27 protein-coding genes are annotated in these 23,709 nt (G+C 70.7%); 14 read left to right on the forward strand and 13 right to left on the reverse strand.

All coding sequences use genetic code 11. The features are described 5' to 3' along the window. Positions 1-15 precede the first annotated feature (15 nt). Positions 16-939, reverse strand: a complete 924-nt coding sequence (locus ACGFI9_RS04335; RefSeq protein ID WP_393174750.1) for a LysR family transcriptional regulator — start codon at positions 937-939, stop codon at positions 16-18. Between the two features lie 106 nt (positions 940-1,045). Between ACGFI9_RS04335 and ACGFI9_RS04340 the strand changes: the two genes are divergently transcribed. Further along, positions 1,046-1,948 (forward strand): cyclase family protein, encoded by a 903-nt coding sequence (locus ACGFI9_RS04340; protein ID WP_393174752.1) that lies wholly within the window; start codon positions 1,046-1,048, stop codon positions 1,946-1,948. A 109-nt stretch (positions 1,949-2,057) separates the two neighbouring features. Here ACGFI9_RS04340 and ACGFI9_RS04345 read toward each other — a convergent pair whose 3' ends face one another. From ACGFI9_RS04345 to ACGFI9_RS04360, 4 genes are all read right to left on the reverse strand, one after another. Then, on the reverse strand, positions 2,058-2,957 hold the full coding sequence (locus ACGFI9_RS04345) for an oxidoreductase (RefSeq protein WP_393174754.1): 900 nt from the start codon (positions 2,955-2,957) through the stop codon (positions 2,058-2,060). Between the two features lie 211 nt (positions 2,958-3,168). Further along, positions 3,169-3,951, reverse strand: a complete 783-nt coding sequence (locus ACGFI9_RS04350; protein ID WP_393174756.1) for a class I SAM-dependent methyltransferase — start codon at positions 3,949-3,951, stop codon at positions 3,169-3,171. Positions 3,952-4,312: 361 nt separating this feature from the next. Continuing rightward, positions 4,313-4,795, reverse strand: a complete 483-nt coding sequence (locus tag ACGFI9_RS04355; RefSeq protein WP_393174758.1) for a HEAT repeat domain-containing protein — start codon at positions 4,793-4,795, stop codon at positions 4,313-4,315. Between the two features lie 117 nt (positions 4,796-4,912). Beyond that, on the reverse strand, positions 4,913-5,092 hold the full coding sequence (locus ACGFI9_RS04360) for a hypothetical protein (RefSeq protein ID WP_393174760.1): 180 nt from the start codon (positions 5,090-5,092) through the stop codon (positions 4,913-4,915). A gap of 13 nt (positions 5,093-5,105) precedes the next feature. On the opposite strand from ACGFI9_RS04360, the gene ACGFI9_RS04365 reads away from it, so the two are divergent. Then, positions 5,106-5,522: a hypothetical protein gene (locus ACGFI9_RS04365; protein ID WP_393174762.1), complete on the forward strand. Its 417-nt coding sequence runs from the start codon at positions 5,106-5,108 to the stop codon at positions 5,520-5,522. Positions 5,523-5,701: 179 nt separating this feature from the next. Beyond that, the gene (locus tag ACGFI9_RS04370) at positions 5,702-7,714 is read left to right on the forward strand and encodes a tachylectin-related carbohydrate-binding protein (protein ID WP_393174764.1); all 2,013 of its coding nucleotides are present in this window, start codon (positions 5,702-5,704) and stop codon (positions 7,712-7,714) included. 78 nt (positions 7,715-7,792) lie between these two features. Here ACGFI9_RS04370 and ACGFI9_RS04375 read toward each other — a convergent pair whose 3' ends face one another. Then, a complete protein-coding gene (locus tag ACGFI9_RS04375; RefSeq protein ID WP_393174766.1) occupies positions 7,793-8,263 on the reverse strand; it encodes a hypothetical protein in 471 nt (156 codons plus the stop codon). Positions 8,264-8,277: 14 nt separating this feature from the next. Between ACGFI9_RS04375 and ACGFI9_RS04380 the strand changes: the two genes are divergently transcribed. The 4 genes from ACGFI9_RS04380 to ACGFI9_RS04395 all read left to right on the forward strand — a co-directional run bounded on the left by ACGFI9_RS04380 (position 8,278) and on the right by ACGFI9_RS04395 (position 10,792). Then, a complete protein-coding gene (locus tag ACGFI9_RS04380; RefSeq protein WP_393174768.1) occupies positions 8,278-9,345 on the forward strand; it encodes an aquaporin in 1,068 nt (355 codons plus the stop codon). Next, a complete protein-coding gene (locus tag ACGFI9_RS04385) occupies positions 9,342-9,509 on the forward strand; it encodes a hypothetical protein (protein WP_393174770.1) in 168 nt (55 codons plus the stop codon). Before ACGFI9_RS04380 ends, ACGFI9_RS04385 begins: the two co-directional genes overlap by 4 nt. Further along, the gene (locus ACGFI9_RS04390; protein ID WP_393174772.1) at positions 9,506-9,913 is read left to right on the forward strand and encodes an arsenate reductase ArsC; all 408 of its coding nucleotides are present in this window, start codon (positions 9,506-9,508) and stop codon (positions 9,911-9,913) included. The genes ACGFI9_RS04385 and ACGFI9_RS04390 overlap by 4 nt, the downstream gene beginning before the upstream one ends. A 231-nt stretch (positions 9,914-10,144) precedes the next feature. After that, complete coding sequence (locus ACGFI9_RS04395; protein WP_393174774.1) at positions 10,145-10,792, forward strand: class I SAM-dependent methyltransferase; 648 nt, start codon at positions 10,145-10,147, stop codon at positions 10,790-10,792. Between the two features lie 53 nt (positions 10,793-10,845). Here the strand turns inward: ACGFI9_RS04395 and ACGFI9_RS04400 are convergent, their stop codons facing one another. Together ACGFI9_RS04400 and ACGFI9_RS04405 are read right to left on the reverse strand one after the other, a co-directional pair. Next, positions 10,846-11,208: a YybH family protein gene (locus ACGFI9_RS04400; RefSeq protein ID WP_393174776.1), complete on the reverse strand. Its 363-nt coding sequence runs from the start codon at positions 11,206-11,208 to the stop codon at positions 10,846-10,848. Between the two features lie 238 nt (positions 11,209-11,446). Then, complete coding sequence (locus ACGFI9_RS04405; RefSeq protein ID WP_393174778.1) at positions 11,447-12,868, reverse strand: MFS transporter; 1,422 nt, start codon at positions 12,866-12,868, stop codon at positions 11,447-11,449. 315 nt (positions 12,869-13,183) lie between these two features. Here ACGFI9_RS04405 and ACGFI9_RS04410 point away from each other — a divergent pair, with 315 nt between their 5' ends. Continuing rightward, on the forward strand, positions 13,184-13,489 hold the full coding sequence (locus tag ACGFI9_RS04410) for a glutaredoxin family protein (protein ID WP_393174780.1): 306 nt from the start codon (positions 13,184-13,186) through the stop codon (positions 13,487-13,489). Positions 13,490-13,587: 98 nt separating this feature from the next. Here ACGFI9_RS04410 and ACGFI9_RS04415 read toward each other — a convergent pair whose 3' ends face one another. Then, complete coding sequence (locus ACGFI9_RS04415; RefSeq protein WP_393174782.1) at positions 13,588-14,760, reverse strand: glycoside hydrolase family 3 protein; 1,173 nt, start codon at positions 14,758-14,760, stop codon at positions 13,588-13,590. A 112-nt stretch (positions 14,761-14,872) separates the two neighbouring features. Between ACGFI9_RS04415 and ACGFI9_RS04420 the strand changes: the two genes are divergently transcribed. Next, positions 14,873-15,631 carry a methyltransferase domain-containing protein gene (locus ACGFI9_RS04420; RefSeq protein ID WP_393174784.1) on the forward strand — a complete coding sequence of 253 codons (759 nt, stop codon included), beginning with the start codon at positions 14,873-14,875 and terminating at the stop codon, positions 15,629-15,631. A 119-nt stretch (positions 15,632-15,750) separates the two neighbouring features. Here ACGFI9_RS04420 and ACGFI9_RS04425 read toward each other — a convergent pair whose 3' ends face one another. Continuing rightward, a complete protein-coding gene (locus tag ACGFI9_RS04425) occupies positions 15,751-16,179 on the reverse strand; it encodes a MerR family transcriptional regulator (RefSeq protein WP_393174786.1) in 429 nt (142 codons plus the stop codon). Positions 16,180-16,491: 312 nt separating this feature from the next. Here ACGFI9_RS04425 and ACGFI9_RS04430 point away from each other — a divergent pair, with 312 nt between their 5' ends. Both ACGFI9_RS04430 and ACGFI9_RS04435 read left to right on the forward strand, forming a co-directional pair. After that, positions 16,492-16,932: a hypothetical protein gene (locus ACGFI9_RS04430; protein ID WP_393174788.1), complete on the forward strand. Its 441-nt coding sequence runs from the start codon at positions 16,492-16,494 to the stop codon at positions 16,930-16,932. A gap of 22 nt (positions 16,933-16,954) precedes the next feature. Continuing rightward, positions 16,955-17,368 (forward strand): contact-dependent growth inhibition system immunity protein, encoded by a 414-nt coding sequence (locus ACGFI9_RS04435; RefSeq protein WP_393174790.1) that lies wholly within the window; start codon positions 16,955-16,957, stop codon positions 17,366-17,368. 30 nt (positions 17,369-17,398) lie between these two features. Here the strand turns inward: ACGFI9_RS04435 and ACGFI9_RS04440 are convergent, their stop codons facing one another. The 3 genes from ACGFI9_RS04440 to ACGFI9_RS04450 form a co-directional block, all read right to left on the reverse strand. After that, positions 17,399-18,349 (reverse strand): exo-alpha-sialidase, encoded by a 951-nt coding sequence (locus tag ACGFI9_RS04440; RefSeq protein ID WP_393174792.1) that lies wholly within the window; start codon positions 18,347-18,349, stop codon positions 17,399-17,401. Between the two features lie 107 nt (positions 18,350-18,456). Continuing rightward, positions 18,457-19,158 (reverse strand): response regulator, encoded by a 702-nt coding sequence (locus ACGFI9_RS04445; protein WP_393174794.1) that lies wholly within the window; start codon positions 19,156-19,158, stop codon positions 18,457-18,459. Next, positions 19,155-20,393 (reverse strand): sensor histidine kinase, encoded by a 1,239-nt coding sequence (locus tag ACGFI9_RS04450; protein WP_393174796.1) that lies wholly within the window; start codon positions 20,391-20,393, stop codon positions 19,155-19,157. Before ACGFI9_RS04450 ends, ACGFI9_RS04445 begins: the two co-directional genes overlap by 4 nt. A gap of 202 nt (positions 20,394-20,595) precedes the next feature. On the opposite strand from ACGFI9_RS04450, the gene ACGFI9_RS04455 reads away from it, so the two are divergent. The 3 genes from ACGFI9_RS04455 (at position 20,596) to ACGFI9_RS04465 (ending at position 23,643) form a co-directional block, all read left to right on the forward strand. Then, positions 20,596-21,018: a DUF6220 domain-containing protein gene (locus tag ACGFI9_RS04455; protein ID WP_393174798.1), complete on the forward strand. Its 423-nt coding sequence runs from the start codon at positions 20,596-20,598 to the stop codon at positions 21,016-21,018. Then, a complete protein-coding gene (locus tag ACGFI9_RS04460; RefSeq protein WP_393174800.1) occupies positions 21,015-23,012 on the forward strand; it encodes a multicopper oxidase family protein in 1,998 nt (665 codons plus the stop codon). The genes ACGFI9_RS04455 and ACGFI9_RS04460 overlap by 4 nt, the downstream gene beginning before the upstream one ends. Before the next feature lie 67 nt (positions 23,013-23,079). After that, complete coding sequence (locus ACGFI9_RS04465) at positions 23,080-23,643, forward strand: YceI family protein (protein ID WP_393174802.1); 564 nt, start codon at positions 23,080-23,082, stop codon at positions 23,641-23,643. Positions 23,644-23,709: the final 66 nt, after the last annotated feature.

The raw sequence follows: 23,709 nt of genomic DNA on the forward strand, positions 1-23,709 counted from the left end.
CGCGCCGGCCGCCGGCTATGCCTTCTCCGAAGGCACGACCGCGGTCACCGCCCGGCCGGCCGCCATGAGCGCGGTCACCGTGACCGCGATGGCCGGCGAGGCTCCGGTCCGGTAGGCGCGGTGCACCGCCGACAGGTGCCGGCCGCCGAGCCCGGACAGGCGGGTGGCCGCGACACCGGGAGGCACACCGCCGGCGAGCGCGAGCGCCGGTACGACCGCTGCCCCGAGACCCGCCGCCACCAGCGCCAGCACCGCCGGAAACTCCAGGCACTCGTGCGCGGCCAGCGGCCGGAAGCCGTGCTCGTCGGCGAGGCGGTCGAGGGCACGCCGGACCGCCGAACCGGGCGGACCGACGATCCACGGGTCCTGCGCGAGGTCCGCGAGCCCGGGCGGGGTCCGTTGCCACGCTGTCGGCACCACCACCCGGTACGGGTCGGAGAGCAACGCCACCGACTCCGTGCCGGCCGGTTGCGGCACGGTGCCCGGCTCCGAGTCGTCGATCAGCACGTCGACGGCGCCGGTGGTGAGCTCCCGCAGCGCCGATTCGCCGTCCAGCTCCACGACGCGTGGCGCGATGGCCGGGTGTTCGGCGGCGAGGGCGCGCACCGCCGGGACGACGAGGTGGGCGATCGCCGTCGGAAAGGCGGCGATGGTGACCGGCCCGGCGACCCGGCCGGTCAACGCGGCGATCGCCCGCCGCGCCTCGGTCAATTCCGCCTCGATCCGCTCACCGGTCGCGGCGAGCTGGCGTCCGGCCTCGGTGAGCGTCACCCCCCGCGGGCCCCGGTCGAGAACGGCGACGCCCACCTCCCGCTCGAGTTGGGCGATCTGCTGGGAGACCGCCGACGGCGTCAGATGCAGCAACGGCGCCGCGGCGGCGATGCCGCCACGCCGGGACACCGCCCACAGCACACGCAACCTGCGCGGGTCGATCTCCATGTAGTTCTCCTTAACGCCGGCCCCAGCAACCCTTGCTTGTCACCGCGCCGGCGCGATCCCATTCTTGGCGGTTGTGGGCAGCGAGAACATACGACGGGGGCGGGACGTGGCACAGCAGTGGCGGGCGGAGTTCGACGCGGAAGTCACCTTCACCAACGGCGGCGGACTGACCGCCCGCGGGTTCCGGCTCGACGTCGACGACGAACACGTCGGCCCGGCCGAGGTGGGGAGCGCGTTCGTCCGCGAACTGGGGCTGCTGATGGTCGCCGACGTGGCGATCTCCGGGTTGCGACTGCTCGCCGAGCCGCACAAGGGGCGCCGGGCCGCGGCCCCACCACCGGCCACCCACGGCATCGTCGAGCTGTCCCACCGCATCCACGCCGGCATGATCACCTATCCGGGCCTCCCCGGGCCGCAGATCGCCGCGCATGTGTCCCGCGAGGCCTCCCAGCAGGCCTACGCGCCCGGCACCACCTTCCAGATCGACCAGATCACGATGGTGGCCAACACCGGCACCTACCTCGACGCGCCCTATCACCGCTTCGCCGACGGCGACGACCTCGCCGCCGTCCCGGCGGAACGCTTCGCCGACCTGCCCGGCGTCGTGGTGCGGCTCACCGATCACCCGGGACCCGCCATCGGGCCGGAGCTGCTCGCGCCGTACGACGTGGCGGGGCGGGCGGTGCTCGTGCACACCGGCTGGGACCGGCACTTCGGCACCGCCGCCTACGGGTCCGGTGGTCACCCGTACCTCACCCGGGCGGCGGTCGACCACCTCGTCGCGGCCGGCGCGATCCTGGTCGGGATCGACTCGGTCAACGTCGACGACACCACCGACGGTGCCCGCCCGGCCCACACCGGGCTGCTCGCCGCGGGCGTCACGCTCGTCGAACACCTCACCAACCTCGGGGCGTTGCCGGTGAGCGGTTTCCGGTTCCACGCCGCGCCCGCCCCGGTCGCGGGCATGGGCACCTTCCCCGTCCGCGCGTACGCCGTCCTCGATGCCTGACCATGGCGCCGGCCGGGACTGCGGTGGAGGTGGTCGGCCGGCGGGGTGTCGCGGTACTGCTCGCCGCGTCCGCCGTACTCTTCGTCGAGTACGGCGGACGCGGCCGGCATCAGGATGCGGAGTGGCCAATCGCATCGAGGAGCTGGAGTTCTTCCTCGGTCAGTCGAAGTGCGCCCGCTGCCACATTGTCGACGAGGTGATCCGGGTTGCCCGTCCCGGGGATGGCCAGCACGTGTGCGCCCTTGTGCAGGATCCAGGCCAGGCGGATCTGCGCAGTTGAGACGCCGTGTGCGCGGGCCACGGCGTGGACCTCGTCGTGCTCGGCCCGGTCGGCTCCCGCCACGCGTCTCTCCCCGACGATGGAGAAGAAGGGCACGAACGCGATGTCGCGCTCCGCGCAGGCGCGCAGCATCTCGTCCTCGCCGGCTGTGTCGATGCTGTAGCGGTTCTGGACGCATACCACCGGTGCGATCGCCTGGGCTTCGGCAAGATGCTCCGGGCGGGCGCCGGAGATGCCGAGGTGGCGGATGAGTCCCGCCTCGCGCAGCTCGGCGAGGGCCCCGAAGTGTTCGCTGATGGAGTCCTGGCCCATGAGACGCAGGTTCACCACGTCGAGGTGGTCGCGGCCGAGCTGGCGCAGGTTCTCCTCCACCTGGCCGCGCAGTTGGTCGGGCCGCGCCGGGGTGGCCCACTCGCCGGCGGCGTCCCGGGCCGGGCCGACCTTGGTGGCGATGACGAGATCGTCCGGGTACGGCGCCAGCGCGGAGTTGATCAGCTCGTTGGCCGAGCGCAGCCGGGAGAAGTAGAACGCCGCGGTGTCGATGTGGTTCACGCCCAGCTCGACCGCGCGACGCAGGACGCGGATCGCCTGGCTGCGGTCGCTGGGAACGCCCTGGTGGAAGGTGCCGCTGCCGGTGAGGCGCATGGCGCCGAAGCCGATCCTGTTGACCTTGAGGTCACCGAGCAGCCAGGTGCCGGCGGCTGCCGCGGAGACCGGGTGCGACGTCATCTTTCCATCAGCTCCATCCGAATCGGCCATCGCCCTTCGGTTCAAGGGCGGCGGCCCTGGAGTATGCGCAGGTGACGGCCGTGGCGGGAAGGCGCGGAGCAGTGCAGATATGTCACAGCGGGATCGGGAATTCCCAGTAGGCACGCGCCGTTGTCACCAGTGGCTCTCCTACCCGAGCATGTGGTGCCTCCCGCCAGTTGAGCAACTGGTGTCAGCGACGTGGCGTCCGGGCCCGGCCGATCAGGTGGAACACCCGGCTGAGCTGCCGGTAGGGGTCCCGCAGGCTCGCTTCGAGCTCGACGGCGGCCACGGCCGCCACGTCTGTGCTGTCCGACGGCAGGTCCAGCCAGTCCGAAAACAACCAGACCCCGTACCAGCCCTCGGGGTCCACCCCACCCTGCTGCAGCAGGGTCGACAGGCCCTCGACGGTGTCGCCGCGGGTGTCCACACCGAGCACCCCGACCTCACCGGTGGCGTCGAAGGCAGCCAGGGCGTCGGCCCAGCGGTGGTCGAGGGCCGGACGGACGGCCAGCGTGCGCGCGTTGAGCGCCATGACCGAGACGACTCCCCCGGGTGCTGCGCACCGGCACAGCTCGGCGACCAGCGGCTCGGGTCGCTCGAGGTACATCAGCACGCCGTGGCAGAGCACCGCCGAAAACCGCTGCCCGCCGGTCGCCGCCCGGGCCTGCTCGCCGGGCGCCTCGACCAGCCGGACGCGCCGCCGGACGTCGTTCGGCTCCGCGTTGAGCCGCTGCTCGGCCTTCGCGAGCATGGCCGGCGACGGGTCCAGGACGGTGACGTCGTAGCCGAGTCGGGCCAGCGGCAAGGATTGGTGGGCCGCGCCACCTCCGACGTCGAGGACGCTCGCCGGCGGCTCAGGGAGGTGGCGCAGCAGCTGAGCGTGCAGGACGTACGTCCGCACGTGGCCCTTGACCGAGGCGTACGCACCTTCCACGAACGGGTTCGCCAACGCGGCCCAAGCGTCCGACGGCATACGGGGATTGTGGCATCCGGCCCCGCCGCAGGTCCGGGGCCAGTCACGGCAACTCGGCCGGCCGCCATGCCGAGCCTGCGGGAGATCGGTACCCACCCACCGCATGCGGGCTACGCTTCCGGGTGGTGACCGACCGACCATCCGGGAGTTCTGGAAGCGGAACTGGTGGCAGCTGATCTTCCTCGCCGTACCGTTCCTACGGTTCGCCCGTGCCGTCACCGCACTGCGCGCCGCCCGCGGCGCGCCTTCTTCCTCGGCCGCGAGCGCGGCGGAGACGGACGCGGCGACCAGGATCCGACGCAAGGCGTCTGACTCCGTCCGGGTCGCTGGTGCGGTCTTCACCTGGTTTGTTCGCGGACCCTCACCCCGGCCGCTGGCGGACCATCGGATCCGGGTCGGTCGCGGCCGCAGCAAGCGGCTCGACGTCCTGCGCCTCGACCACGAACCCGAGTGCCCACAGCCCCACCCGACGAAGCTCGGGCGCGGTAGCGGTCGCGAACTCCCGCACCACGCGCCGGCTGGCCGCCGGGTCCACGTGCATCAGCTCGATGACCTCGGTTTGCAAGCCGTCCTGGTCATCCCCGAGATCGCGCGCCGAGGCGCGCAGCAGCACCGGCAGGGCCGCCACGCCCTGGATGCCGGCCAGGACAGCGGCAATCAGGTCGCGACCGTAGAAGTTCTCCTCATCGAGGAACCGGTCCAGCGCCTCCCGCAGCCGCGGCACCAAGCTGGTGTCCCCGCACGTCGCCAGCGCCCTGACCGTGGGCGCTATCTCGTCGTAATCGTCCTCCAGGTCCACGGCATGCCGGACCACAGCCTCCAACGCTCCATGGCTGTCGATCACCCGGGCACCATGCCACACCACCGGGCGGTGGACCAGTCCGCCGGCTCCGCGAGACGGTGCTCGCGCGTCGCGGCGGTACGCTGAGCCGCCCTAACTCCAGGAGGAACCGTTGGTACGTCAGACGATCCGGCAGGCGCTCGTCATCGCCGCCTCGGCGACCTTGGCCGCGCTCGCCTTGACCGGCTGCACCGCCGACGGCGACACCACCGAGGCCGGGGGCACACCCGCGTCCGCGCCGACGGCGGGCACCACCCCGGACGGCCCGTACCAGGCCCCGTCGAACCTCTGCGACGTCATCGACCCCTCGCCGTTGAAGTCCACGAACGCGCCGCTGGCGGCCACCGGCGACCACCACGAATCCACGGGCGCGGGGCGCGCCACCCGCAGTTGCACGATCCGGCTCGCCGGCGGTCGACTGGACATCGTCGCGGTCGTTCACGATCACACCGCCGACGCCACCACCGCGTACACCTCTGCCGCCGGCAGCAAGATGTGGAAGTACCGGCTCACCCGATCGGGCCCCGTCTCCGGCATCGGGCAAGAAGCCTTCGCACGCTTTGGTAGGTACGACGCCACCAGCGTTGTCAACGAAGTCACCACCCGCGACGCCAACATGGTGCTGACAGTCAACGCCCTCGTGAAGCTGCCGGAGGCCGACGCGGCGGGCAAGCTGGAGGCAGCCGTAAGAGAGGTCAGCCGTGCAACGCTGACCAGGCTCGCCGGCTGAACCGTCGGGCAATCCCGTGACCCTCGGCGGTGGACGTGCCGCTGCGAGCCGTCGCGGACGGCGACGGCCGAGAAGTGGGCTTCTGCCCGCCTCGGTATCCCGGCCCCGCGAGTCAGCCGATGGTGGGCGCCCAGACGATGTCACCGACATTGGGGCGACGCGGGCCGTATCGTCCGGACATGGCCGACACGCCGAGTCTTGAGTCGTTCGGGCATGGTGCGATCACCCAGCTCGGACACTCCGCGCAGGGTGGCCGCCCGCTGCTGGTCGTCCTCGGCGAGTACACCAATTTTCCGGCTTTCGACACTGTCCACCCGACGGAATACTACGAGCGCCTTGGCTTCGGTGACCCGGTCCCGCCGTTCACGACCGACGATCCGGTGAACCCTGCCAGCTTGCGCGAGTACTTTCGGGAGAACAGCAACGGCAGGTTCTGGTTCGATCGGGTCGCGGTGGTCGGTCCGATACCGCTCGGCGAGTACGCCAATGATCCGGGCCCGGAGGCACGCAGCGCCGGAATCCTGAAGCGTGTCGCCGAGGTGGCGCCGGAAAGCTTCACCGCCTTCGACGCGGATCAGGACGGCACCATAGCGTTCCACGAGTTGTGCGTGGTGCTGGTCGAAAACATCACCGGAGCGCTGCCCGCGAATCGGGACAACAGCCCCTTCACCTTCACGTACCAGTCTCCGCAGGGACCTGCGCAGCTTACGGTCAGCGTGCACGTCGCCGGTGCCGGACCGCTCACGCCGTTCTTCCAGATCGCCCACGAGCTGTCGCATTCGCTCGGCACGATCGACCTCTACAACACGGGGCAGGGTAACCACCTGTTGACACTGATGGGGGCCTACCCGTTCTTCGGCAACGACCAGGGAACGGTGCACCTGGACATCTGGCACAAGCTGGCGCTCGGGTGGGTGGAGCCGCAGCGTTGTTCCCTCGCCGTCGACGGCAGCGCAGTGGTGCGCGAGGGAGCCGACGGCTCCGTTCTGCTGTGGCACGAGAGTCGGCAGGCCGACGAGTACTTCTTGGTCGAGCGGAGACGCGGGGCCGCCGGCGACCGGCGCTACGACGCCTCGTTCCCGGACGACGGCGTACTGATCTGGCGGGTACGCCAGGGTCTGGGGGCGAGTGTCGCCCATCTGGGTGCACCCGACCTGGCCCTAGGCGGCTCCGGGGTCTGGCATGCGGGACAGACGACACCCGAACTCCGGTGGAGCAACGGCGAGCCGACCGGCTCCGCCATCTCCGTGGCCGACGATGGGGACGGCGGGCTCCGGATCACGTGGGGCGGCATCGGCAAGACCCGACACCTCAAGCTGCTGTACGGGGGAAACGGCACCACCCCGGTCGACAGCGGGCTGCCGCTGGTCGGGGTCTTCTACGGCGTGACGAGAGATGGCAATCTGGAGTGGAACCGTTACCAGGGCCACGGTGAGCCGCTCGGGGCCATGCCGGGTACGCAGGTGTGGGACGGCCATACCGGCAATCTGATCGGCCGTGGTTGGGCGGCCATGCGGCAGGTCATCGGATGCGGCGACGGCGTGATCATGGCGATCCATCCCAACGGGAACCTGCACTGGTACTCGTACAGCGGCAACGGCGAGAGTGACGTGACCGGAGCGCTCGGCTGGGACTTGAACTCGGGGAACGTCATCGGCAATGGATGGCAGAACTTCCGCCACGTCTTCGTCGCCCCGAGGGCGGGACGGACGACGAGCCGCCTCCAGATCTTCGCGGTCGCCGAGAACGGCGACCTGCACTGGTACTCCTACAGCGGCAACGGCGAGCACGACCCCTCCGGGAGCCTCGGGTGGCATCCGAACTCGGGCCACCGCGTGGGCAACGGCTGGCAGAGCTTCCGGCACATCCACGGCTCGGGCAACGTGTTCTTCGCCGTCCACGAGAACGGGAACCTGCTGTGGTACTCCTACAGCGGCCAGGGAGAAGAGGACCCGTCGGGAGTTCGTGGCTGGCACCGCAACTCGGGCAATCCGATCGGCCAGGGGTGGCAGGGGATGCGCCATGTGTTCGGCGGGGTCAGCGATGTCGGCGGTTTCGGCCACGTCGTCTACGGGGTCGACGCGACCGGAGATCTACGCTGGTACCGCTACTCCGGGCAGGGCGAGGCGGACGTCACGGGCGTACAAGGTTGGCACCCCAGTTCCGGAACGGTCATCGGTGCCAACTGGTGACCCGGCTCGGATCCCCCGGTCGGCACTCCGGGGCGGCCGGTCGGCGCCGACGGTCGTCCTGCGTCCTGCCCGGAGAGGTCAGCTGGCCTGCTCGCCCGGCTTACCGCCGCTCGGTGTCACACCTCCACGCATGGCCAACATTCCTGCGGAGGCGAGGAGACATGCGGAGGTGACGGCTGCTAGCACCAGCGGGTATCCGCCGTGGTTGCGCACGACGGCGGCGGCCAGGGGTGCGCTGGCCTTGGCCGTGGTGACGGGGGCGGCGAGGCGTGGGTGGAGCGTCGGTCGGGGGGTGAACCAGGAGACGATGACGGCGAAGGCAGGTTCGTAGAGAACCATCGCGCCGGTGATCCCGATGCCGATCATGACGGCGTAGAGCTGGCCGATCGTCTGGACCTGGGACCAGGCGATCAGCAGCACGGTGGCGGTGATCGAGCCGGTGGTCATGAGGGCGCCTCCGCCGTGCCGGTCGAGCCACCTGCCGACCGGGACGGCCATGAGGGCGCCGGCGAGGACGCTGGCGGTCAGTGCTTCGGCAGAGTTGCTCAACAATAGTTGAGTCAATGAACATCGACCCTTCTTCTCTCGCGGGCCGTGCTCGGATCCATGCCGCCCTCGGTGACCCGGCACGCCTGGCGATCGTGGACGCGCTCACCCTGGGCGACGCCTCCCCCGGGGAGATCGCTCACACGCTCGACATGCCGACGAACCTGGTCGCCCACCACGTCAAGGTCCTCACCGACGCCGGCCTGGTCGCCAAGGGCCGTTCCGAGGGAGACCGCCGCCGCACCTACCTGCGGCTACGCCCCGAGGCGCTGCCGGAGGTCCTCGATGACCGACACGACCGCCCACCCCAGCAAGGGATCACCCTGGGAGAGAACAGACTGATGACCATCGCACTTCGGCGGCGCCTGCTGGCCGAGTTCATCGGCACCGCCCTGCTGGTCACCGCCGTGGTCGGCTCCGGCATCATGGCCACCTCCCTCTCCCCCGCCGACGTCGGCCTCCAACTGCTGGAGAACTCCACTGCCACCGCCTTCGCTCTCGGCGCGCTGATCCTGGTCTTCGGCCCGGTATCCGGCGCCCACTTCAACCCGGTCGTGTCGGCCGCCGACTGGCTCCTCGGCCGCCGCGGCGGCACCGGCCTCACCGTCCGCGACCTCGCTGGCTACACCGTCGCCCAGGTCCTCGGCGCGATCGCCGGATCGGTGCTGGCGAACCTGATGTTCGCCCTCACCGCCGTCGACTTCTCCCACAAGGACCGCGCCGCAGGTCACCTGTGGCTCGGCGAGGTCGTCGCGACCGCCGGACTGATCCTGCTGATCTTCGCCCTCGCCCGCTCCGGTCGCGCCCAGGTCGCCCCCGCCGCCGTCGGCGCCTACATCGGTGCCGCCTACTGGTTCACCTCCTCGACGTCGTTCGCCAACCCGGCGGTCACCATCGGGCGCGCGTTCACCGACACCTTCGCCGGCATCGCCCCGACCTCCGTACCCGGTTTCGTCCTGGCCCGGCTCGTCGGCCTCACCGTCGGCGTCGGCCTGCTCGCCGCCCTCTACCCCGACGCCGGCTCCGCCGCCGACCAGGTCGTCGTTCCCACCGACGAGGACGCCAGCATCGGCCACCGCCCATGACACCGCACCTACCCGACACCAGCACGGCTCGGCCTGGCCACGGCTTCGTCTACCGCCGCGACGACCCCGGCCGCTACCGCACCAGCAACCGGGACCACGCGTTCCGCGGGCCCGACGACGCGCCGGTCAACCGGTCCTCGTACTGCACGGAAGGCACCTCATGAGCGACAAGCCCAGCGTCCTGTTCGTCTGCGTCCACAACGCCGGCCGCTCCCAGATGGCCGCCGGCTGGCTGCGCCACCTCGCCGGTGAGACCGTCGAGGTCCGCTCCGCCGGTTCCGCCCCCGCCGAAACCGTCAACCCGGCCGCCGTCGAGGCCATGCGCGAGGTCGGCATCGACATCACCGCTCAAACCCCGAAGCTCCTGGCGTACGAGACCGCCGAGTCCTCAGACGTCATCGTCACCATGGGCTGCGGCGACGCCTGCCCCGTCTTTCCCGGCAAGCGCTACGAGGACTGGAAGCTCGAAGACCCCGCCGGCAAGGGCGTCGAAGCCGTACGCCCCATCCGGGACGAGATCCGCACCCGCGTGGAGAAGCTGCTCGCCGAGCTGCGCGGGACCGCCTGACATCGGATTCATCGCCCGCCGGTACCCGCGGGCGGCGATACCAGGTGGCGGTCGGATGTTTGAATCGTTGGGTCGGGCAGGGTGCCGAGGGTGTCCGCGCAGCAGACGACGGGCAACCCGATCCTGGCCGGGCCACGGCGCGGGTGCGGCGAGCGGTCATGGGCGGCGGCGCCGTCAGCTCCGGCGTGGACTGTTCCCTTCCCCGCCCGCACGCATGGAAGGACCACCGTCATGAGCCGCACCGCCAAGGCGAAGACCGGTGAGACACCGGCCGCGAAGCAGCGCCGAGTCTGGGACAGGACCGCGCCCAGTTACGACAGACAGATCGCGTTCTTCGAGAGGATCCAGTTCGGTGGCGGCCGGGAGTGGCTTTCTGCCCGCGCCCGTGGTCGCGTGCTGGAGGTCGCCATCGGCACCGGCCGCAACCTGCCCCATTATCCTGCCGACATCACCGTCACCGGTATCGAGCTCAGCCCCGCGATGCTCGACATCGCTCGACGGCGCGCGGGCGACCTCGGCCGGGACGTCGACCTGCGCGAGGGCGACGCCGAGCATTTGCCCTTCTCTGACGCCTCGTTCGACACCGTGGTCTGCGCGCTGTCGCTGTGCGCCATCCCAGACCCGGCCACCGCCATCGCCGAGATGAAGCGGGTTCTGGTGCCGGGCGGCAGGCTGCTGTTGCTGGATCACATCCGCAGCACCTGGCCACCGATCTACGTCGCCCAGTGGCTGCTCGAACGGATTACGATCCGGGCAGCCGGGGAGCATTTCACCCGCCGCCAGCTACCCCTCGTGCAAGCCGCCGGGTTCCGGATCGTAGAGACCGAACGGCTCAAGGCCGGCACCGTCGAACGTGTCCACGCGATCAAGCCGGTGTGACCTACGCCGGACCTCGCCTGCCTTCGCATCGGCGGCGAGCTGTGGCTCTGAACCTATCCCAGAAGGCTGGGCTGGTCGATCACCCACAACCACGTGCCATCAGGCTGGCGACGAGCCACCTCGACGGTAACGCCACCATCGACCAGGCGGACCGACGTGAGTGCCAGGTCGCCGTTCTGCAGTGTGGGCTGCTGCCGTCCAGGCGCGAAGGTGGGCCTATCAGCGACCAGGTGCTCATATGCCTGGCGGATTTCCGCGCTGCCCGTGGCGATCTGACCGTTCGGCAATGCCAGTACGGCGTCCGGTTCATACAGCGCGACCAACCCTTCGACGTCGCCGGCGTTGAGCCGCTCCACGATGAACCGGCTGAGATCCTCCGGTCTGGCAGCGCGCTGCCGGACATCATCACTGCTCATTGGGTGCAACTCCCGTCAGGGTCAGGCCAGGCCGCCACTGGCAGCGAACGATCATGCCAGGCGAGTACGACAAAGTAGCGCGATCAGGAGCCAAGCCACTGGCCGACGTACGAAACAGGCTTGAGGGGGCCGGGTAGGAAGGTCTCAGCCCGCTGCTCGGCATGAAGACGCCGGTGGGTCAGCCAGGATCTGGCTGACCCACCGGCGTTCTACGGGCGGCCAATGCTTCCGGTTCGCATCACCCCGCGTGCACCGGTTCGGCGTCGTTGGCGGGCTGCCGCTGCGCCGTACGCAGGGTCAGGGCGGCGGTGAAGGCGCCTGCGGCCGCGATGATCCCGGCGCCGACGAAGGCGGCGGAGTAGCCGCCGGTGAGGGCGGACAGGTCGCCGAGCCGGTCGGCGCCGGCGGAGGAGGCAACCGCGGTCATCGCGGCCAGACCGAGCGCCGAGCCCACCTGGTAGCTGGTGTTGACGATGCCCGAGGCGAGGCCACCCTCCTCGGGCCTGGCGCTGGAGATCGCCGTACCGAGCGACGGGATGAACGCCAGCGACATGCCGAGCGCCGCGACCAGGGAGGCGGGTAGGACGTCGACGGTGAAGCTGCCGTCGGGGCGGACCAACGCGAGCCACCCGAGTCCGACGGCGAGGACCGCGAGGCCGGTGACCACCATGGGCTTCGCGCCGAAGCGGGCGATGGCCCGCGGGGCGAGGAAGATCATCCCGATCATGATGAGGATCGTCATCGGGAGCAGCGCCGCGCCGCTGGGAAAGGCGCTGTAGCCGAGGACCTGCTGCAGGTAGAGGTTGAGGAAGAACCACATCGGGATCCAGGCCGCCCCGAGGAGCAGTTGGGCAATGTTGGCAGCGGCAAGGTTCGGGGCGCGGAAGATCGACAGGCGCATCAACGGCTCGCGGCGGGCCGCCTGGATGGCGACGAACGCGGCCAGGGCGACGACGGCTCCGGCGAGGACCAGCCAGGTCTGCCCGGAGGCCCAGCCCACCTCGGGGGCGCGGACGATCCCGTAGACGGCGGCGCCGAGGCCGAGGGTCACCGTCAGGGCGCCCAGAACGTCCAGGGAGCCACGGCGGGTCCCCCCGGTGGGCATCAGGGCCGGGGTGGCCAGCAGCGCGAGGGCCGCGATCGGGATGTTGATGTAGAAGACCCAGGGCCAGCTGATGTATTCGGTGATGACGCCGCCGAGGAAGACACCGGCGGTGCCGCCGGCGGGCGCCGCCGCGCCGTACAGGGCGAGGGCCCGCGTGAGTTCCTTGGGCTCGGCGCCGAAGAGCATCATCAGCAGGGTGAGCGCCGACGGGGCGATCAGCGCCGCGCCGGCTCCCTGTACGGCGCGGGCCGCCAGCTCAACCGCGACGCTGTCAGCCAGGCCCGCGACGGCGGAGCCGACGAGCAGGATGAGCCAGCCGGCGGCGAACATGCGCCGGGCGCCGAGCAGGTCGGACAGCCGGCCACCGAGCAGCAGCAGACCGCCGAACGCGACGACGTAGGCGTTGAAGACCCAGGACAGGTTCTCGGGTGAGAAGCCGAGGTCGGCCTGGATGCGTGGTAGTGCGACGCCGATGATCGAGGTGTCCATGATGACCATGAACTGGGCGAGGGCGATGAGCGCGAGAGCCCACCAGCGCTTCGAGCCGGACCACATCGTAATCACTCCTTCGGTTACCCCTAGGGGGTATTGGTAACGCGATATGCTTACCCCCCACCGGTATGCCGTGTCAAGCGATCCCCACTCGCATCCCCTGCCGACGTGCGAGATCCGCCGAACCCTTGAGCGCGATACGGGTGCGGGGTATCTTCAGTCCGGTGGGCGGCCGGCTGTCGACCCTTGGCAGTGCACGGCCGTCCGTGACGGCGGCTACCACCTCGTCGGCTGGGCTCCAGCAGCGCCGCGTCCCCACGGCCACGTGTCGCGGAGATGCGGCTTGCCCGTCTGTTCGTAACGCTCAGGGAGATTGACATGAACGGAGACCACCGCCCGCACCACCGTGCGGCCGAACCCGAGCTGGTGGTGTACGGCACTAGTTGGTGTCCCGACGTTCGACGCAGCCGTTCCCTGCTCGACCAGGCCGGCATCGCGTACACCTATGTCGACCTCGACGAGGACGAGACCGCAACGGAACTAGTCCGCCAGCTGCAGCGGGGGCGACGACGTGTTCCCACCCTGCTCTGGCCCGACGGCAGCTTCCTGGTCGAGCCCACCGACGACCAGCTACGAGCCCACCTGGGCACCGGGGATCGCAAGCCAGCTGACCTGCCTGACTGAGGCATCAGCGACGCCGGCACACCCGGAACCTCGGACGTGCGGCGCGGTGGTAGCGGACGTCCGCGTGCTCGGGGTTGGAGGCTGCCGGAGCCTGTGGGTCAGCGTTTCGGGCGGAGGGAGTCCACCCGTGCGACGGACTGGTCGATGCGATCTTCGGTGAGCCGTCCTGTCCGGACCAGCTTGACGATCGTGTCGACTGTCTCGTCGACGACTCGCGGGTCGTACACCTGCTGGTTGGCGAAGACGAGCAGGTCCAGGCCGGCCTGCAACGCCAGGGCGACCGCCTCGGCGGCGCCGTACCGGTCGGTGATCGCCACCGCCTGCATGTCGTCGCTCACCACCGGCCCACGCCAGCCGAGCCGGCCGCGCAGCAGGTCGGTCACGGTCGCGGTCGACAGCGACGCCGGATACGCCGGATCAAGCTGCTTGTTGAGCACGTGGGCCGCCATGACCGAGTCGGCCAGGCCAGCCCGAATCAGTCGCTGGAACGGCTCCAGTTCGGCCTCCCGCCAGGTGTCACTGACATCGACGACCTCGAAGTCGGTGTTTCCGGCGGCGCTACCCGATCCGGGAAAGTGCTTCAGGCAGGTCTTCACACCAGCCGCCCGGTGCGCCTGGATCTCCTCGGCGGCATTGCTGACCACCACGTCCGGGTCGGCGGAGAAGCTACGGCCGAGTTTGCCGATCGCCCGGCTGTCCGGGTTGACGTTCACGTCAACGACCGGGGCGTAGTTCATGGTGACCCCGATCCGCGTCAGCCCCGCCACCAGTCCTCGCGCCCAGTCGCGAGTCGCCGACGCCGAGTTCTCCGCGCCGACCTCGGCCTCCGACTTCGTCGCCGGGAAGCCGTTGCTCGGGTTGAGGCGGGAGGTACGGCCGCCTTCCTGATCGATCGACACGATGAGCCGGCCCGGTGAGGCGTCCTTCAAACTCTTCACCAGTCGCGTGACCTGCTCCGGCGAGCGGATGTTCCGCACCGACCTGGTCTCCAGGTCCTGGTCGAAGAGGATGACGCCGCCGAGACCGTCCCGCACCGCCTTGATGATCCAGTTCGGGGCCTGGGCGCCGCGAAAGCCGACCACGAGCAGGCTGGCGATCTTTCGCCGCAACGCGGCCGCACCCCCGCGCGATGGGCCCGACGGGCGCGGGCTGCTCGTCGGCCGCGGGGTCGAGGACGTGGCGCGGCGCGACTCGCAGCCGGCCGCGGCTGCCACCGCGGCTGAGCCGATCCCGGCGAGCAGCAGCCGACGGGGCAGGTGTCCGCTGTCCACCCCCGCACGCTACGGCCCACCTCCACCCCACACCCGCTCACCGGCGAAACGTCATCCACCGGTGGGACGGACGCTTGACTTCAGGTCGACCTGAAGTCGGAGGGTGGCGTCCATGACCGAAGACACGATGGATGCCACCGCCGGGCTGATCGCACGACTCGACGCCGCGGAGACCGAGGCGGCGGCGGTGCGCCTACGGCACCGCAGCTACGACCTGCTGGACCTCTCCCCCGGCGCTTCGGTGGTCGACGTGGGCTGCGGCACGGGACGCGCGGTGGCCGAACTCCACCAGCGCGGCGCCGCCGCCCTCGGCGTCGACCCGGATGAGCTGATGCTCGCCACGGCACGCCGCCGCTGGCCGGGGGCCGAGTTCCGGACGGGCAGCGCCGAGTCTCTCCCCCTCCCCGACCAGGCCGTGTCGGGCTACCGGGCCGACAAGGTGCTGCACGAGGTGCCGGACCCCGCCGCGGCGCTGGCGGAGGCGCACCGGGTGCTGAGCCCGGGCGGGCGGATCGTGCTGGTCGGACAGGACTGGGACGCCCTGATGATCGACTCGTCCCACCCCGACCTCACCAGAACGATCCTGCGCAGCCAGGCCGACTCCCGCCCGAACCCTCGGGTGGCCCGGGCCTACCGGAACCTGCTCCTCGACGCCGGATTCCACGACGTGGCCGTCGAGGCGCACACCGGCATCTTCACCGACCCCGGATTCCTGCCCATGGTCGAGGCGTTCGGCGCGAGGGCGGTCACCGCGGGCAGCGTGACCGCCGAGCAGGGCGCCGTCTGGGCCGGGGACCAGCGGTTTCGGGCGCGCCATGACCGACTGTTCGTGGCCTTTCCGATGTTCGTCGCCTCAGCCCGCCGACCATGATCCCTTTCGCAATGCCAGGCCTGTCGTGACGCTCCCTACGCGTGTCAGCGGCGGGCCGGGGCGGCGACCATGCCTGGTAACCATCCCGGCAAGGCCGTCCGGGGTTGCCGCTCGGGCCGTCATGACGGTACGTGAGGTGCGGCCTGCGGTCCGATTCGGGCGCGCACCATCGCCTGGTAATGCGGGCACGCGGTGAAGTCCTCGTGCTCGCACTCCAGGCCCCCGTCGATGAACCGCAGGGATTCCCGCAGCGCGTCGATCCGTGCGGCGAGGTCCTCCCGGTGACGAAGCAGGATCTCCCGCCGCCGCGCCGGCACCGCGGCGGTCAGCAGCTCACGGATCTGCTCCAGCGACAGTCCCGCCTCCTTGGCCCGCAGGATGGTCGCGACCCGGTACAGGTCGGCGGCGCGGTAGCGGCGGCGCCCGGCGACGACCCGGGCCGGCGCCAGCAGGCCGACCGACTCCCAGTGCCGCAACACGTGGGTGGCCAGACCGAACCTGCCGGCAATCTCACCGATCGTCATCGTCGCGTCGTCGCCCGGCTGCATGCCGACAGTAGGCCGCAGCCCGGTAGATCACGGCAAGCCGCCGGCTGGCCGGCGCGTGCGGTATGGCGCTCACACGGCGACAGCTCCGCGTTGTCACCTGCCCCGGCGGCGTGCCGTATCGGACAAGAGAGATGACGTTGCAGATCCGCCGGCCGGCCCGGAGCGTATGCGCCGCACCGGCCGGCAGCGGTGCACCGGCACCGGCCACGTGTTCGGCTGGCCGCCCGGGATACGGTGGCAGCGGCGCTTGGGGAAGTTGCCGCGGACTGAGGTTCACCCACCTGTACCGACGGTCTTGGCCGGGAGATGCTCGTGATCGATACCACCGGCGAGTGGTGGACGGGTGACAACGCCGCAGACGTCGCCGACTACTTGCGCGAGTATGCGGCCGAAGGCTACCCAGTCGACCACGTTGCGGACTCGGTATGCGCCTCGTGCGACGGCCGCACGTTTCGGTTAACGATCAACGCGCTGAGCAACGATGGCGCTCACCGAACCTGCGTCGGGTGCGGCAGTTCCGCCTTCATCGCCGACAGCGAGGACTACTGGGAAGACGAGGCTGTCGGACGAGTCGTCTGCCCGTGCGGCGCCGACATCTTCGACGTTGCCGTTGGGTTCGCGCTGCGGGGAACCCGAGAGGACGTCAAGTGGATCAGTGTCGGTGTTCGGTGCGTCGCTGACGGCGTTCTCGCAGTCCCCGTCGACTGGAAGATCAATTACGGCCCCAGCCTTCACCTGCTACAACTGCCGTAGCCGACAGCTGGGAACTACCGCCGTGACAACGATCGAGCAGCTGGAGCGGGACGTGTGGCCGGACCCCGGTCCGGATGCCTCGTCTCTCGTAAGCCGCTGTGCACAGCTGCGACGTAAGCCGTTGGTCGACTTCACGGTCGAAGACCTACGCATCATGCTCGGGCAGCAGGTTGGCGTAGCGGCACTCCTGCCTCACGCGGTACGCGTTCTGCTCCGGAACCCGTTGGCGGAGGGCGACTACTACCCCGGCGACCTGCTCTCCACCGTGCTGCGCCTGCCGGAATCGGCGTGGTCCGACCGGCGAGTGGAACGAAAGCAGTTGGCAGCCGTTCTGACCGAACTCCTTGCCAGGCCCTCACTCTCCGACCCTGGCCTGCCTCACCGCGACCCGCTCCGGCCACTTCGCGATGACATCGTGCGGTTTCTTGATCGGTGAGCGGTGGCGATCCCCGGGAGAGTGTCGTGATCAGCGGTGAGCCGGCCCGATCGCCACCTCGGCGAGGTAGACGCAGGTGCGCCCCTCGTGCGACGAGTAGTAGCTGACCCACAGCAGGTCGTCGTGCCAGACCAGGCCGGGGTAGCTGGTGTCACCGCCGGAGGGCAGGGTGACCAGTTCGGTCAGCTCGCGCCGCTCCGCGTCGACCGCGCAGATCGCGGTGCGCGCGCGGCCGTCGAGCAGGCGTACCCCGGCCACCAGCCGGCCGTCCGGCAGCCGGAGCAGGGCCGGCCCGCCCACCTGCACGCCCAGGTCCGTCCAGTGCCAGTCCCGGTACGGCGGGCGGGCCCGGCCGAGTTGGGCGGTGGCGCTGTCCCGGTCCCGGCGCAGCAGGCAGACGGCCGTGCCGTCCGGCTCGAAGACCAGGCCCGACTCGTTCGGGTAGCCGCCGGCGAACAGGGTCTGCACGACCGGGTGCAGGTCGACCCCGTCGCCGCTGCGGTACAGCCGGACGAACCGCGGCTCCCGGGTGGCGTAGCCGACGCCGTACATCGCGCCGGCGTGCCACACGGCCCGCCACAGCCAGACGTCCGGCTCGCCGACCGGTGTCGGGTCGCCCCAGCGGTGCCCGTCCGGCGAGAGCCACGCCATGGTGCGGAACGACTTCGTGGCCTCGCCGGTCGCCGCGGCGGCGTACAGGTGCAGCCGGCCGTCGGGCCGGGGGACGAAGCGGGGGTCGCGCAGGTCGCTGCCGTCCCGGCGCAGCACCGCCGCGGACGTCCAGGAGCGGCCGTCCGGCGAGGCGAGCACCCGGATCACGCCGTCCCCGGAGACGTGCGACGTCCCCTCGCGAAAGGCGCAGAACCAGTCACCGCCGTGCCGGACCAGGTCGGTGAAGGCGCTGTGCGGGGCGGTGTCGCCGATCCGGCTCACCGCCGTGACCTCGGCGTCCACGATGCGGCCGATCGGTGGCGGGGTCATGCGCGGCGGCCTCCTGAGGCGTCCGGTCCGGCCGACCACGCTAGGGTCCGCAGCCGACGGACGGGCGGCCCCGCGGCGAACGGTGGACGAACATCCCGGGCCGGTATTCAGGGCTGGTGCGGGCTGACCAGTCCGGTCTGGTAGGCGATGACAACCAGTTGGGCGCGGTCGCGGGCACTGAGTTTCGCCATCGCGTGGCTGACATGGGTACGCGCGGTGGCCGGGCTGAGAAACAACTCGGCACCGATCTCGTGGTTGCTCAGGCCCTGTCCCACCAGGGCCAGCACCTCCCGCTCGCGCTGGGTCAGCACCGCGAGCCGGTCCTCCGCGGCCTGCGCAGCTGTTCGTCGGGCGGTGAACTGGCCGATGAGGCGTCGGGTGATCCGTGGCGCGAGCAGCGCGTCTCCGCCGGCGACCACCCGGATGGCATGCAGGAGTTCGGCCGGTCCGGCGTCCTTGAGCAGGAATCCGCTGGCGCCGGCCTGTAGTGCGTCGAAGACGTACTCGTCGGTGTCGTAGGTGGTGAGGATGAGGACGCGGACCTGCTCCAACCCGCGCGTCTCGGCGATGCGGGCGGTGGCCTGGATCCCGTCCAGCTTCGGCATGCGGATGTCCATGAGGACGACGTCGGGGCGGGTGGCGCGGGCTCGCTCGACGGCTTCGGCGCCGTTGGTGGCCTCTCCCACCACCGTGATGTCGTCCTCGACGTCGAGCAGGACCTTGAACCCGGACCGGACGAGACCTTCGTCGTCGGCGAGCAGCACCTTGATCGGCGCGTCGGTCAACGGTGACGTGGCGGCTGCGTTCATAGGTGCGATCCGGTCGGCGCGAGGGGCAGCCGGGCGGTGACCTCGAACCCTCCGCCCGGGGTCGGCCCGGCGTCGAGTTCTCCGCCCAGCAGCTGGCAGCGCTCACGCATGCCGAGGATCCCGCGGCCGGGCTTGGCCGCGCTGCCCGTACTGGTCGGATGCTGGGCCGGTAGGTGCGGGACCCGGTCGGCTGGTGCGGCAGGGCGGCCCTCGTCGGTCACGCGGATCTCCAGGACGTCGACCCCTGGGTTCAGCGCCACTGTCACCCGGGTCGGGCCGACATGGCGGATCACGTTGGTGATCGATTCCTGCACGATTCGGTAGACGGCACTCCCGACCGCGCTCGGCACCGGCGTCGCCGGCGAGGTCTCCTCGATGTTGATGTCGAGTCCGGCGTCGCGTGCCTTGGCGGTGAGTTCGTCGATCTGCCCGAGCCCGGGGTACGGCACGCGCCCGTCGTGGTCGTCGCGGAGCACCCCCAGGATGGCGCGCATCTCGCGCAGCGCCCGGGAACTGGTCTGCTCGATGGCTTGCAGCGCCTCGCGGGCCACGTCCGGCCTCTTGTCGAGCACGTGCGCGGTGACACCGGACTGGACGTTGATGATGGCGATGGCGTGCGCGACGGTGTCGTGGACCTCGCGGGCGATCCGGAGCCGTTCGGCGTCGACCCGCGCCCGCGCTTCCTCCTCACGGGTCCGTTCAGCCAGCTCAGCACGTTCCTGAGCCTCGGCCGCGATCACCCGTCGGGAGCGGACGGACTCGCCGAGCGCTGCGCTCATCACCGACGCACCGATCCGGAAGAACACCCAGCCGACGGCCGCGCGTGGCTCGATGTCGGCCGCGGCGACCAGCCACTCGACGGCGAGCACCGTGGTGCCCACGCCGGCGATCACCAGCGACCGGCGGCCGTCACCGTACGCGGCGAGGGTGTACAGGGCGACGAAGAGCCCGAGCCAGCCGGGCCCGTCCGGAAAGTCGAGGCTGTAGTAGACCAAGCTGGCGAGCGCGGTGGTGAGGAACACCGGAAGCGGCCACCGGCGGCGGACGGTCACGGCCAGGCCGCTCACCACCAGCAGCGCGAATCCGAGGTTTCCGAAGTCGGTGAGCGGGCGCGGTGCCCCCTCGACGGCGACGCGGGCGACCGTGCCCTGCACCTGCATCACGGTGACGAAGAGCGCGAGCGCCACGTCCTGCGCCACCACCCGCAGGGGGAGCGACACGGCGCGCTGTTCCATGCCGTGAGCCTACAGTTCGCGCCCACGGGCGACGCTCAGCTCAGACGCGCGACCAGCTACGCCGACAGGCGTAGCGGGACACGGACCGGTCTACGCCCGATTGCGTAGGCACTGCCGTCCGCTGTCAGAGGCCACGGCGGCCACGCCGGCGCGACGATCACCGCCATGAACGGTCACCCTCACCCACGTCGAGGAGCGCGTCATGCGTAGAGCCTTCGCCGGCCTGGCGACCCTGCAGCTGCTGGCCGTCGTCGCACAGTTCTTCCTCGCTGCCAGCGGCGCGTTCGACACGGCACCCAACGACGAGTCCTTCCAGGCGCACCGCATGCTGGGCGGCGTACTCGTCCTGCTCACGGTCCTGGTGACTGTCGTCGCCGCGACAGCCCGGATGCCCGGGCGGCTCATCGGGATGAGCGGCCTGGTCGCCGGGCTCGCGGTTGTCCAGTTCGTGATCAAGGCGATCGCCACCGCGCTGGACGGCACCGGCGGCAGCACGACCGCCGGCGAGCTCGTCTTCGGTCTGCACGCGGTCAACGGTCTCGCCATCGTGGCGGTGACCGGGAGGATCCTCCGCCAGGCCAGGCAGCTGTCCGGGCCGGCCACGCCCGCGCGACCGGCGCCATGACCACCGGGCTGTGGATCATCCTGGACCACGTCGTCGCGCTGCTGACCATCGCCACGTGGTTCGCGGCCGGCGTGGCACTGGCGCTCCGGCGCACCGGGCCGGCGCTCGCCGTCGGGGTCGCGGCGGTGCTCGTGACGCTGGTCCGGGTGGTCACCGTGGCGATACTGGCCGGCCGGGGCTGGTGGTTCGTCCAGGAGAAGGTGCTGCTGGGGCTGCCGATGCTGGCGGCCGCGGCGGCGGTCGCCGTGCTGCTCGGCGGCCGGCACCTGCTCGCGGCGAGGCGGGGACGGGCCGACGGTAGGTCGGCGGGTGGCGTGGTCTCGGTGCTCACCGCGGCGTACGCGGCGCTGGCCGGCCTCGTGGTGACCCTCCTGGTCGGGTATCCGCTCACCTGGGGCACGGCCCTGATCACGGTCTCGCTCGTGGTCGCCGGCGCATTGCTGACCGCGCGAGTGGTCGCGCCGCCCGCCGAGCACACCGCTGCGGCCGGTGTCGCACGCGCGTCGGAGGGGCGGGGCGGGATCTCGCGCCGCCGGTTCATCGGCTGGACCGGTGGCGCGGTGGTGGTGACGGCGGCCGGTGCCGGCGCCGGGCTGTCGTTCCTCCCGGCCGAAACGGTGAGCCTGGGAGGCCGCCCCGGACGCTCGTCCCGGCCGGCCGCGTCGGTGGCCGGCCTTCGGGGCCCCGGCTCACCGGCAGCGGGTGGCACCGTGCGGCGGCACGTGCTCACCGCGAGGAAGGCCACCGTACGGCTCGCCTCCGGGCGGGAGATCGACGCCTGGACCTACAACGGCGAGGTCCCGGGGCCGGCGATCACCGCGACCCAGGGAGACCTGATCGAGGTACGCCTGCGCAACGCCGACGTCGAGGACGGCGTCACCCTGCACTGGCACGGCTACGACGTGCCCTGCGGCGAGGACGGCGCGCCGGGGGTGACCCAGATGGCCGTGAGACCCGGTGAGGAGTTCGTCTACCAGTTCCGCGCCGACCAGATCGGCACCTACTGGTACCACACCCATCACGCGTCCCACCTCGGTGTACGCAAGGGGCTGTACGGGACCCTCGTGGTCGAGCCGCGCGGCGGACAGCGAGCCGGCGAGCACTCCGCGGCCGAGCCGGTGGACCTGACCCTGCCCGTACACACCTTCGACGGCACCGTCGTGATCGCCGGCAGCGACGGTCGGGCCGAACACCCCGCCCCGGCCGGCACACCCGTGCGGCTGCGACTGATCAACACCGACTCGGAGCCGCACCGGATCGTCCTCGCGGGGACCCCGTTCCGGATCGCGGCCGTCGACGGCCGGGACCTCAACCAGCCCGGCGAGGTCAGTGACATCGGACTGCACCTGCCGGCGGGCGGGCGGTACGACCTGGTGTTCCGCATGCCGGACACGTCCGTGGCACTCGTCGTCGACGACGATCGTGACGGCGGGCTGCGCCTGCGCCCGCCCGGCGATGCCCCCGATGAGCCGCGCCTCGGGGACACGTCCGACCTGCCCGAGCTCGACCTGCTGCGGTACGGAACTCCGGCCGCCGTCCCCTTCGACCCCCGCACCGCCGACCGGCGCTTCACCATGGTCCTCGACCGCGGAGTGGCCATGGTCGACGGCAGACCGGCGTACGCGCAGACCGTCAACGGCCGGGGCCACCCCGCCATCCCCGACCAGCTGGTCACCGAGGGCGACATCGTCCGGTTCACCATCGTCAACCGAAGCCTCGAAACGCACCCCTGGCACCTGCACGGCCATCCGGTGCTGATCCTGTCCAGGGACGGGACGCCGTCGACCGGCAGTCCGCTGTGGATGGACACCTTCGACGTGCGGCCGGGCGAGACATGGCAGGTCGCATTCCGCGCCACCAATCCCGGAATCTGGATGAACCATTGTCACAACCTGCCCCACGCGCATCAGGGCATGATGCTGCGGCTCTGCTACGACGGCGTCACGACGCCATTCGCCGGCACGCACGGCGGAAGCGCAAGCCATGGCCACTGATCCGGCCCGCGCCGCTCGTCATCCCGCAACAGCCTCTTCCCGCAAGGAGCAGCGAAAATTGACAAGCATGACCAGGCTCGGCGAGCTGACCGGTGACTACATCCTCCGCACCGACTCGCGGATCGGATTCGTCGCCCGGCACGCGATGAGCACGAAGGTACGCGGACAATTCGACGAATTCGAAGGTGTCGCGTACCTGGACGGCGAGGACCCGTCGAAGTCGAGTGTCCAGCTCATCATCCAGGCGAAGAGCATCCAGACCCGCAACCGGCAGCGCGACAAGCAGCTCCGCGCCAGGTTCCTGGACACCACCAGCCACCCGACCATCAGCTTCAACTCGACGACGGTGCGGCAGGCCGAGGAGAACGGCTTCGCAGTCGCCGGCCACCTCACCATCCGTGGCGTGACGAAACCGGTGACGGTCAACTTCCAGCTGATCAGCGCCGAGAACGATCGGTGGGGCACCTTCACGGTCGGTTTCCAGGGAAGCATCACGATCAGCCGCAAGGACTGGGGCGTCAACTGGAACACCGCGACCTGGGTCCTCATCAGCGAAAGAGTCCGGCTGGAGTTCGACGTGACCGCGATCCGGCGGTGCGGCGGACGTGAACCAGGCCCACGACTTCCTTGATCGCCACCTTCGCTCCGGGCAACGGAGCGAGGTGCTTGAGTGCAACGCGCAACATCTTGAGGAGAA

The sequence above is a fragment of the Micromonospora sp. NPDC048930 genome (assembly GCF_043197935.1).
Lineage (GTDB): Bacteria > Actinomycetota > Actinomycetes > Mycobacteriales > Micromonosporaceae > Micromonospora.

What these genes read in the sequence shown, in the direction of transcription:
- ACGFI9_RS04380 (WP_393174768.1), top strand. Translation starts at nt 8,278, where the DNA reads ATGAACATCGACCCTTCTTCTCTCGCGGGCCGTGCTCGGATCCATGCC.
- ACGFI9_RS04465 (WP_393174802.1), top strand. Translation starts at nt 23,080, where the DNA reads ATGACCAGGCTCGGCGAGCTGACCGGTGACTACATCCTCCGCACCGAC.
- ACGFI9_RS04350 (WP_393174756.1), bottom strand. Translation starts at nt 3,951, where the DNA reads ATGCCGTCGGACGCTTGGGCCGCGTTGGCGAACCCGTTCGTGGAAGGT.
- ACGFI9_RS04395 (WP_393174774.1), top strand. Translation starts at nt 10,145, where the DNA reads ATGAGCCGCACCGCCAAGGCGAAGACCGGTGAGACACCGGCCGCGAAG.
- ACGFI9_RS04385 (WP_393174770.1), top strand. Translation starts at nt 9,342, where the DNA reads ATGACACCGCACCTACCCGACACCAGCACGGCTCGGCCTGGCCACGGC.
- ACGFI9_RS04345 (WP_393174754.1), bottom strand. Translation starts at nt 2,957, where the DNA reads ATGACGTCGCACCCGGTCTCCGCGGCAGCCGCCGGCACCTGGCTGCTC.
- ACGFI9_RS04410 (WP_393174780.1), top strand. Translation starts at nt 13,184, where the DNA reads ATGAACGGAGACCACCGCCCGCACCACCGTGCGGCCGAACCCGAGCTG.
- ACGFI9_RS04425 (WP_393174786.1), bottom strand. Translation starts at nt 16,179, where the DNA reads ATGCAGCCGGGCGACGACGCGACGATGACGATCGGTGAGATTGCCGGC.
- ACGFI9_RS04455 (WP_393174798.1), top strand. Translation starts at nt 20,596, where the DNA reads ATGCGTAGAGCCTTCGCCGGCCTGGCGACCCTGCAGCTGCTGGCCGTC.
- ACGFI9_RS04440 (WP_393174792.1), bottom strand. Translation starts at nt 18,349, where the DNA reads ATGACCCCGCCACCGATCGGCCGCATCGTGGACGCCGAGGTCACGGCG.
- ACGFI9_RS04370 (WP_393174764.1), top strand. Translation starts at nt 5,702, where the DNA reads ATGGCCGACACGCCGAGTCTTGAGTCGTTCGGGCATGGTGCGATCACC.
- ACGFI9_RS04450 (WP_393174796.1), bottom strand. Translation starts at nt 20,393, where the DNA reads ATGGAACAGCGCGCCGTGTCGCTCCCCCTGCGGGTGGTGGCGCAGGAC.
- ACGFI9_RS04400 (WP_393174776.1), bottom strand. Translation starts at nt 11,208, where the DNA reads ATGAGCAGTGATGATGTCCGGCAGCGCGCTGCCAGACCGGAGGATCTC.
- ACGFI9_RS04335 (WP_393174750.1), bottom strand. Translation starts at nt 939, where the DNA reads ATGGAGATCGACCCGCGCAGGTTGCGTGTGCTGTGGGCGGTGTCCCGG.
- ACGFI9_RS04360 (WP_393174760.1), bottom strand. Translation starts at nt 5,092, where the DNA reads ATGACGTCGCAGAGGTTCGACGGGGCCTGGTACGGGCCGTCCGGGGTG.
- ACGFI9_RS04420 (WP_393174784.1), top strand. Translation starts at nt 14,873, where the DNA reads ATGACCGAAGACACGATGGATGCCACCGCCGGGCTGATCGCACGACTC.
- ACGFI9_RS04390 (WP_393174772.1), top strand. Translation starts at nt 9,506, where the DNA reads ATGAGCGACAAGCCCAGCGTCCTGTTCGTCTGCGTCCACAACGCCGGC.
- ACGFI9_RS04460 (WP_393174800.1), top strand. Translation starts at nt 21,015, where the DNA reads ATGACCACCGGGCTGTGGATCATCCTGGACCACGTCGTCGCGCTGCTG.
- ACGFI9_RS04405 (WP_393174778.1), bottom strand. Translation starts at nt 12,868, where the DNA reads ATGTGGTCCGGCTCGAAGCGCTGGTGGGCTCTCGCGCTCATCGCCCTC.
- ACGFI9_RS04445 (WP_393174794.1), bottom strand. Translation starts at nt 19,158, where the DNA reads ATGAACGCAGCCGCCACGTCACCGTTGACCGACGCGCCGATCAAGGTG.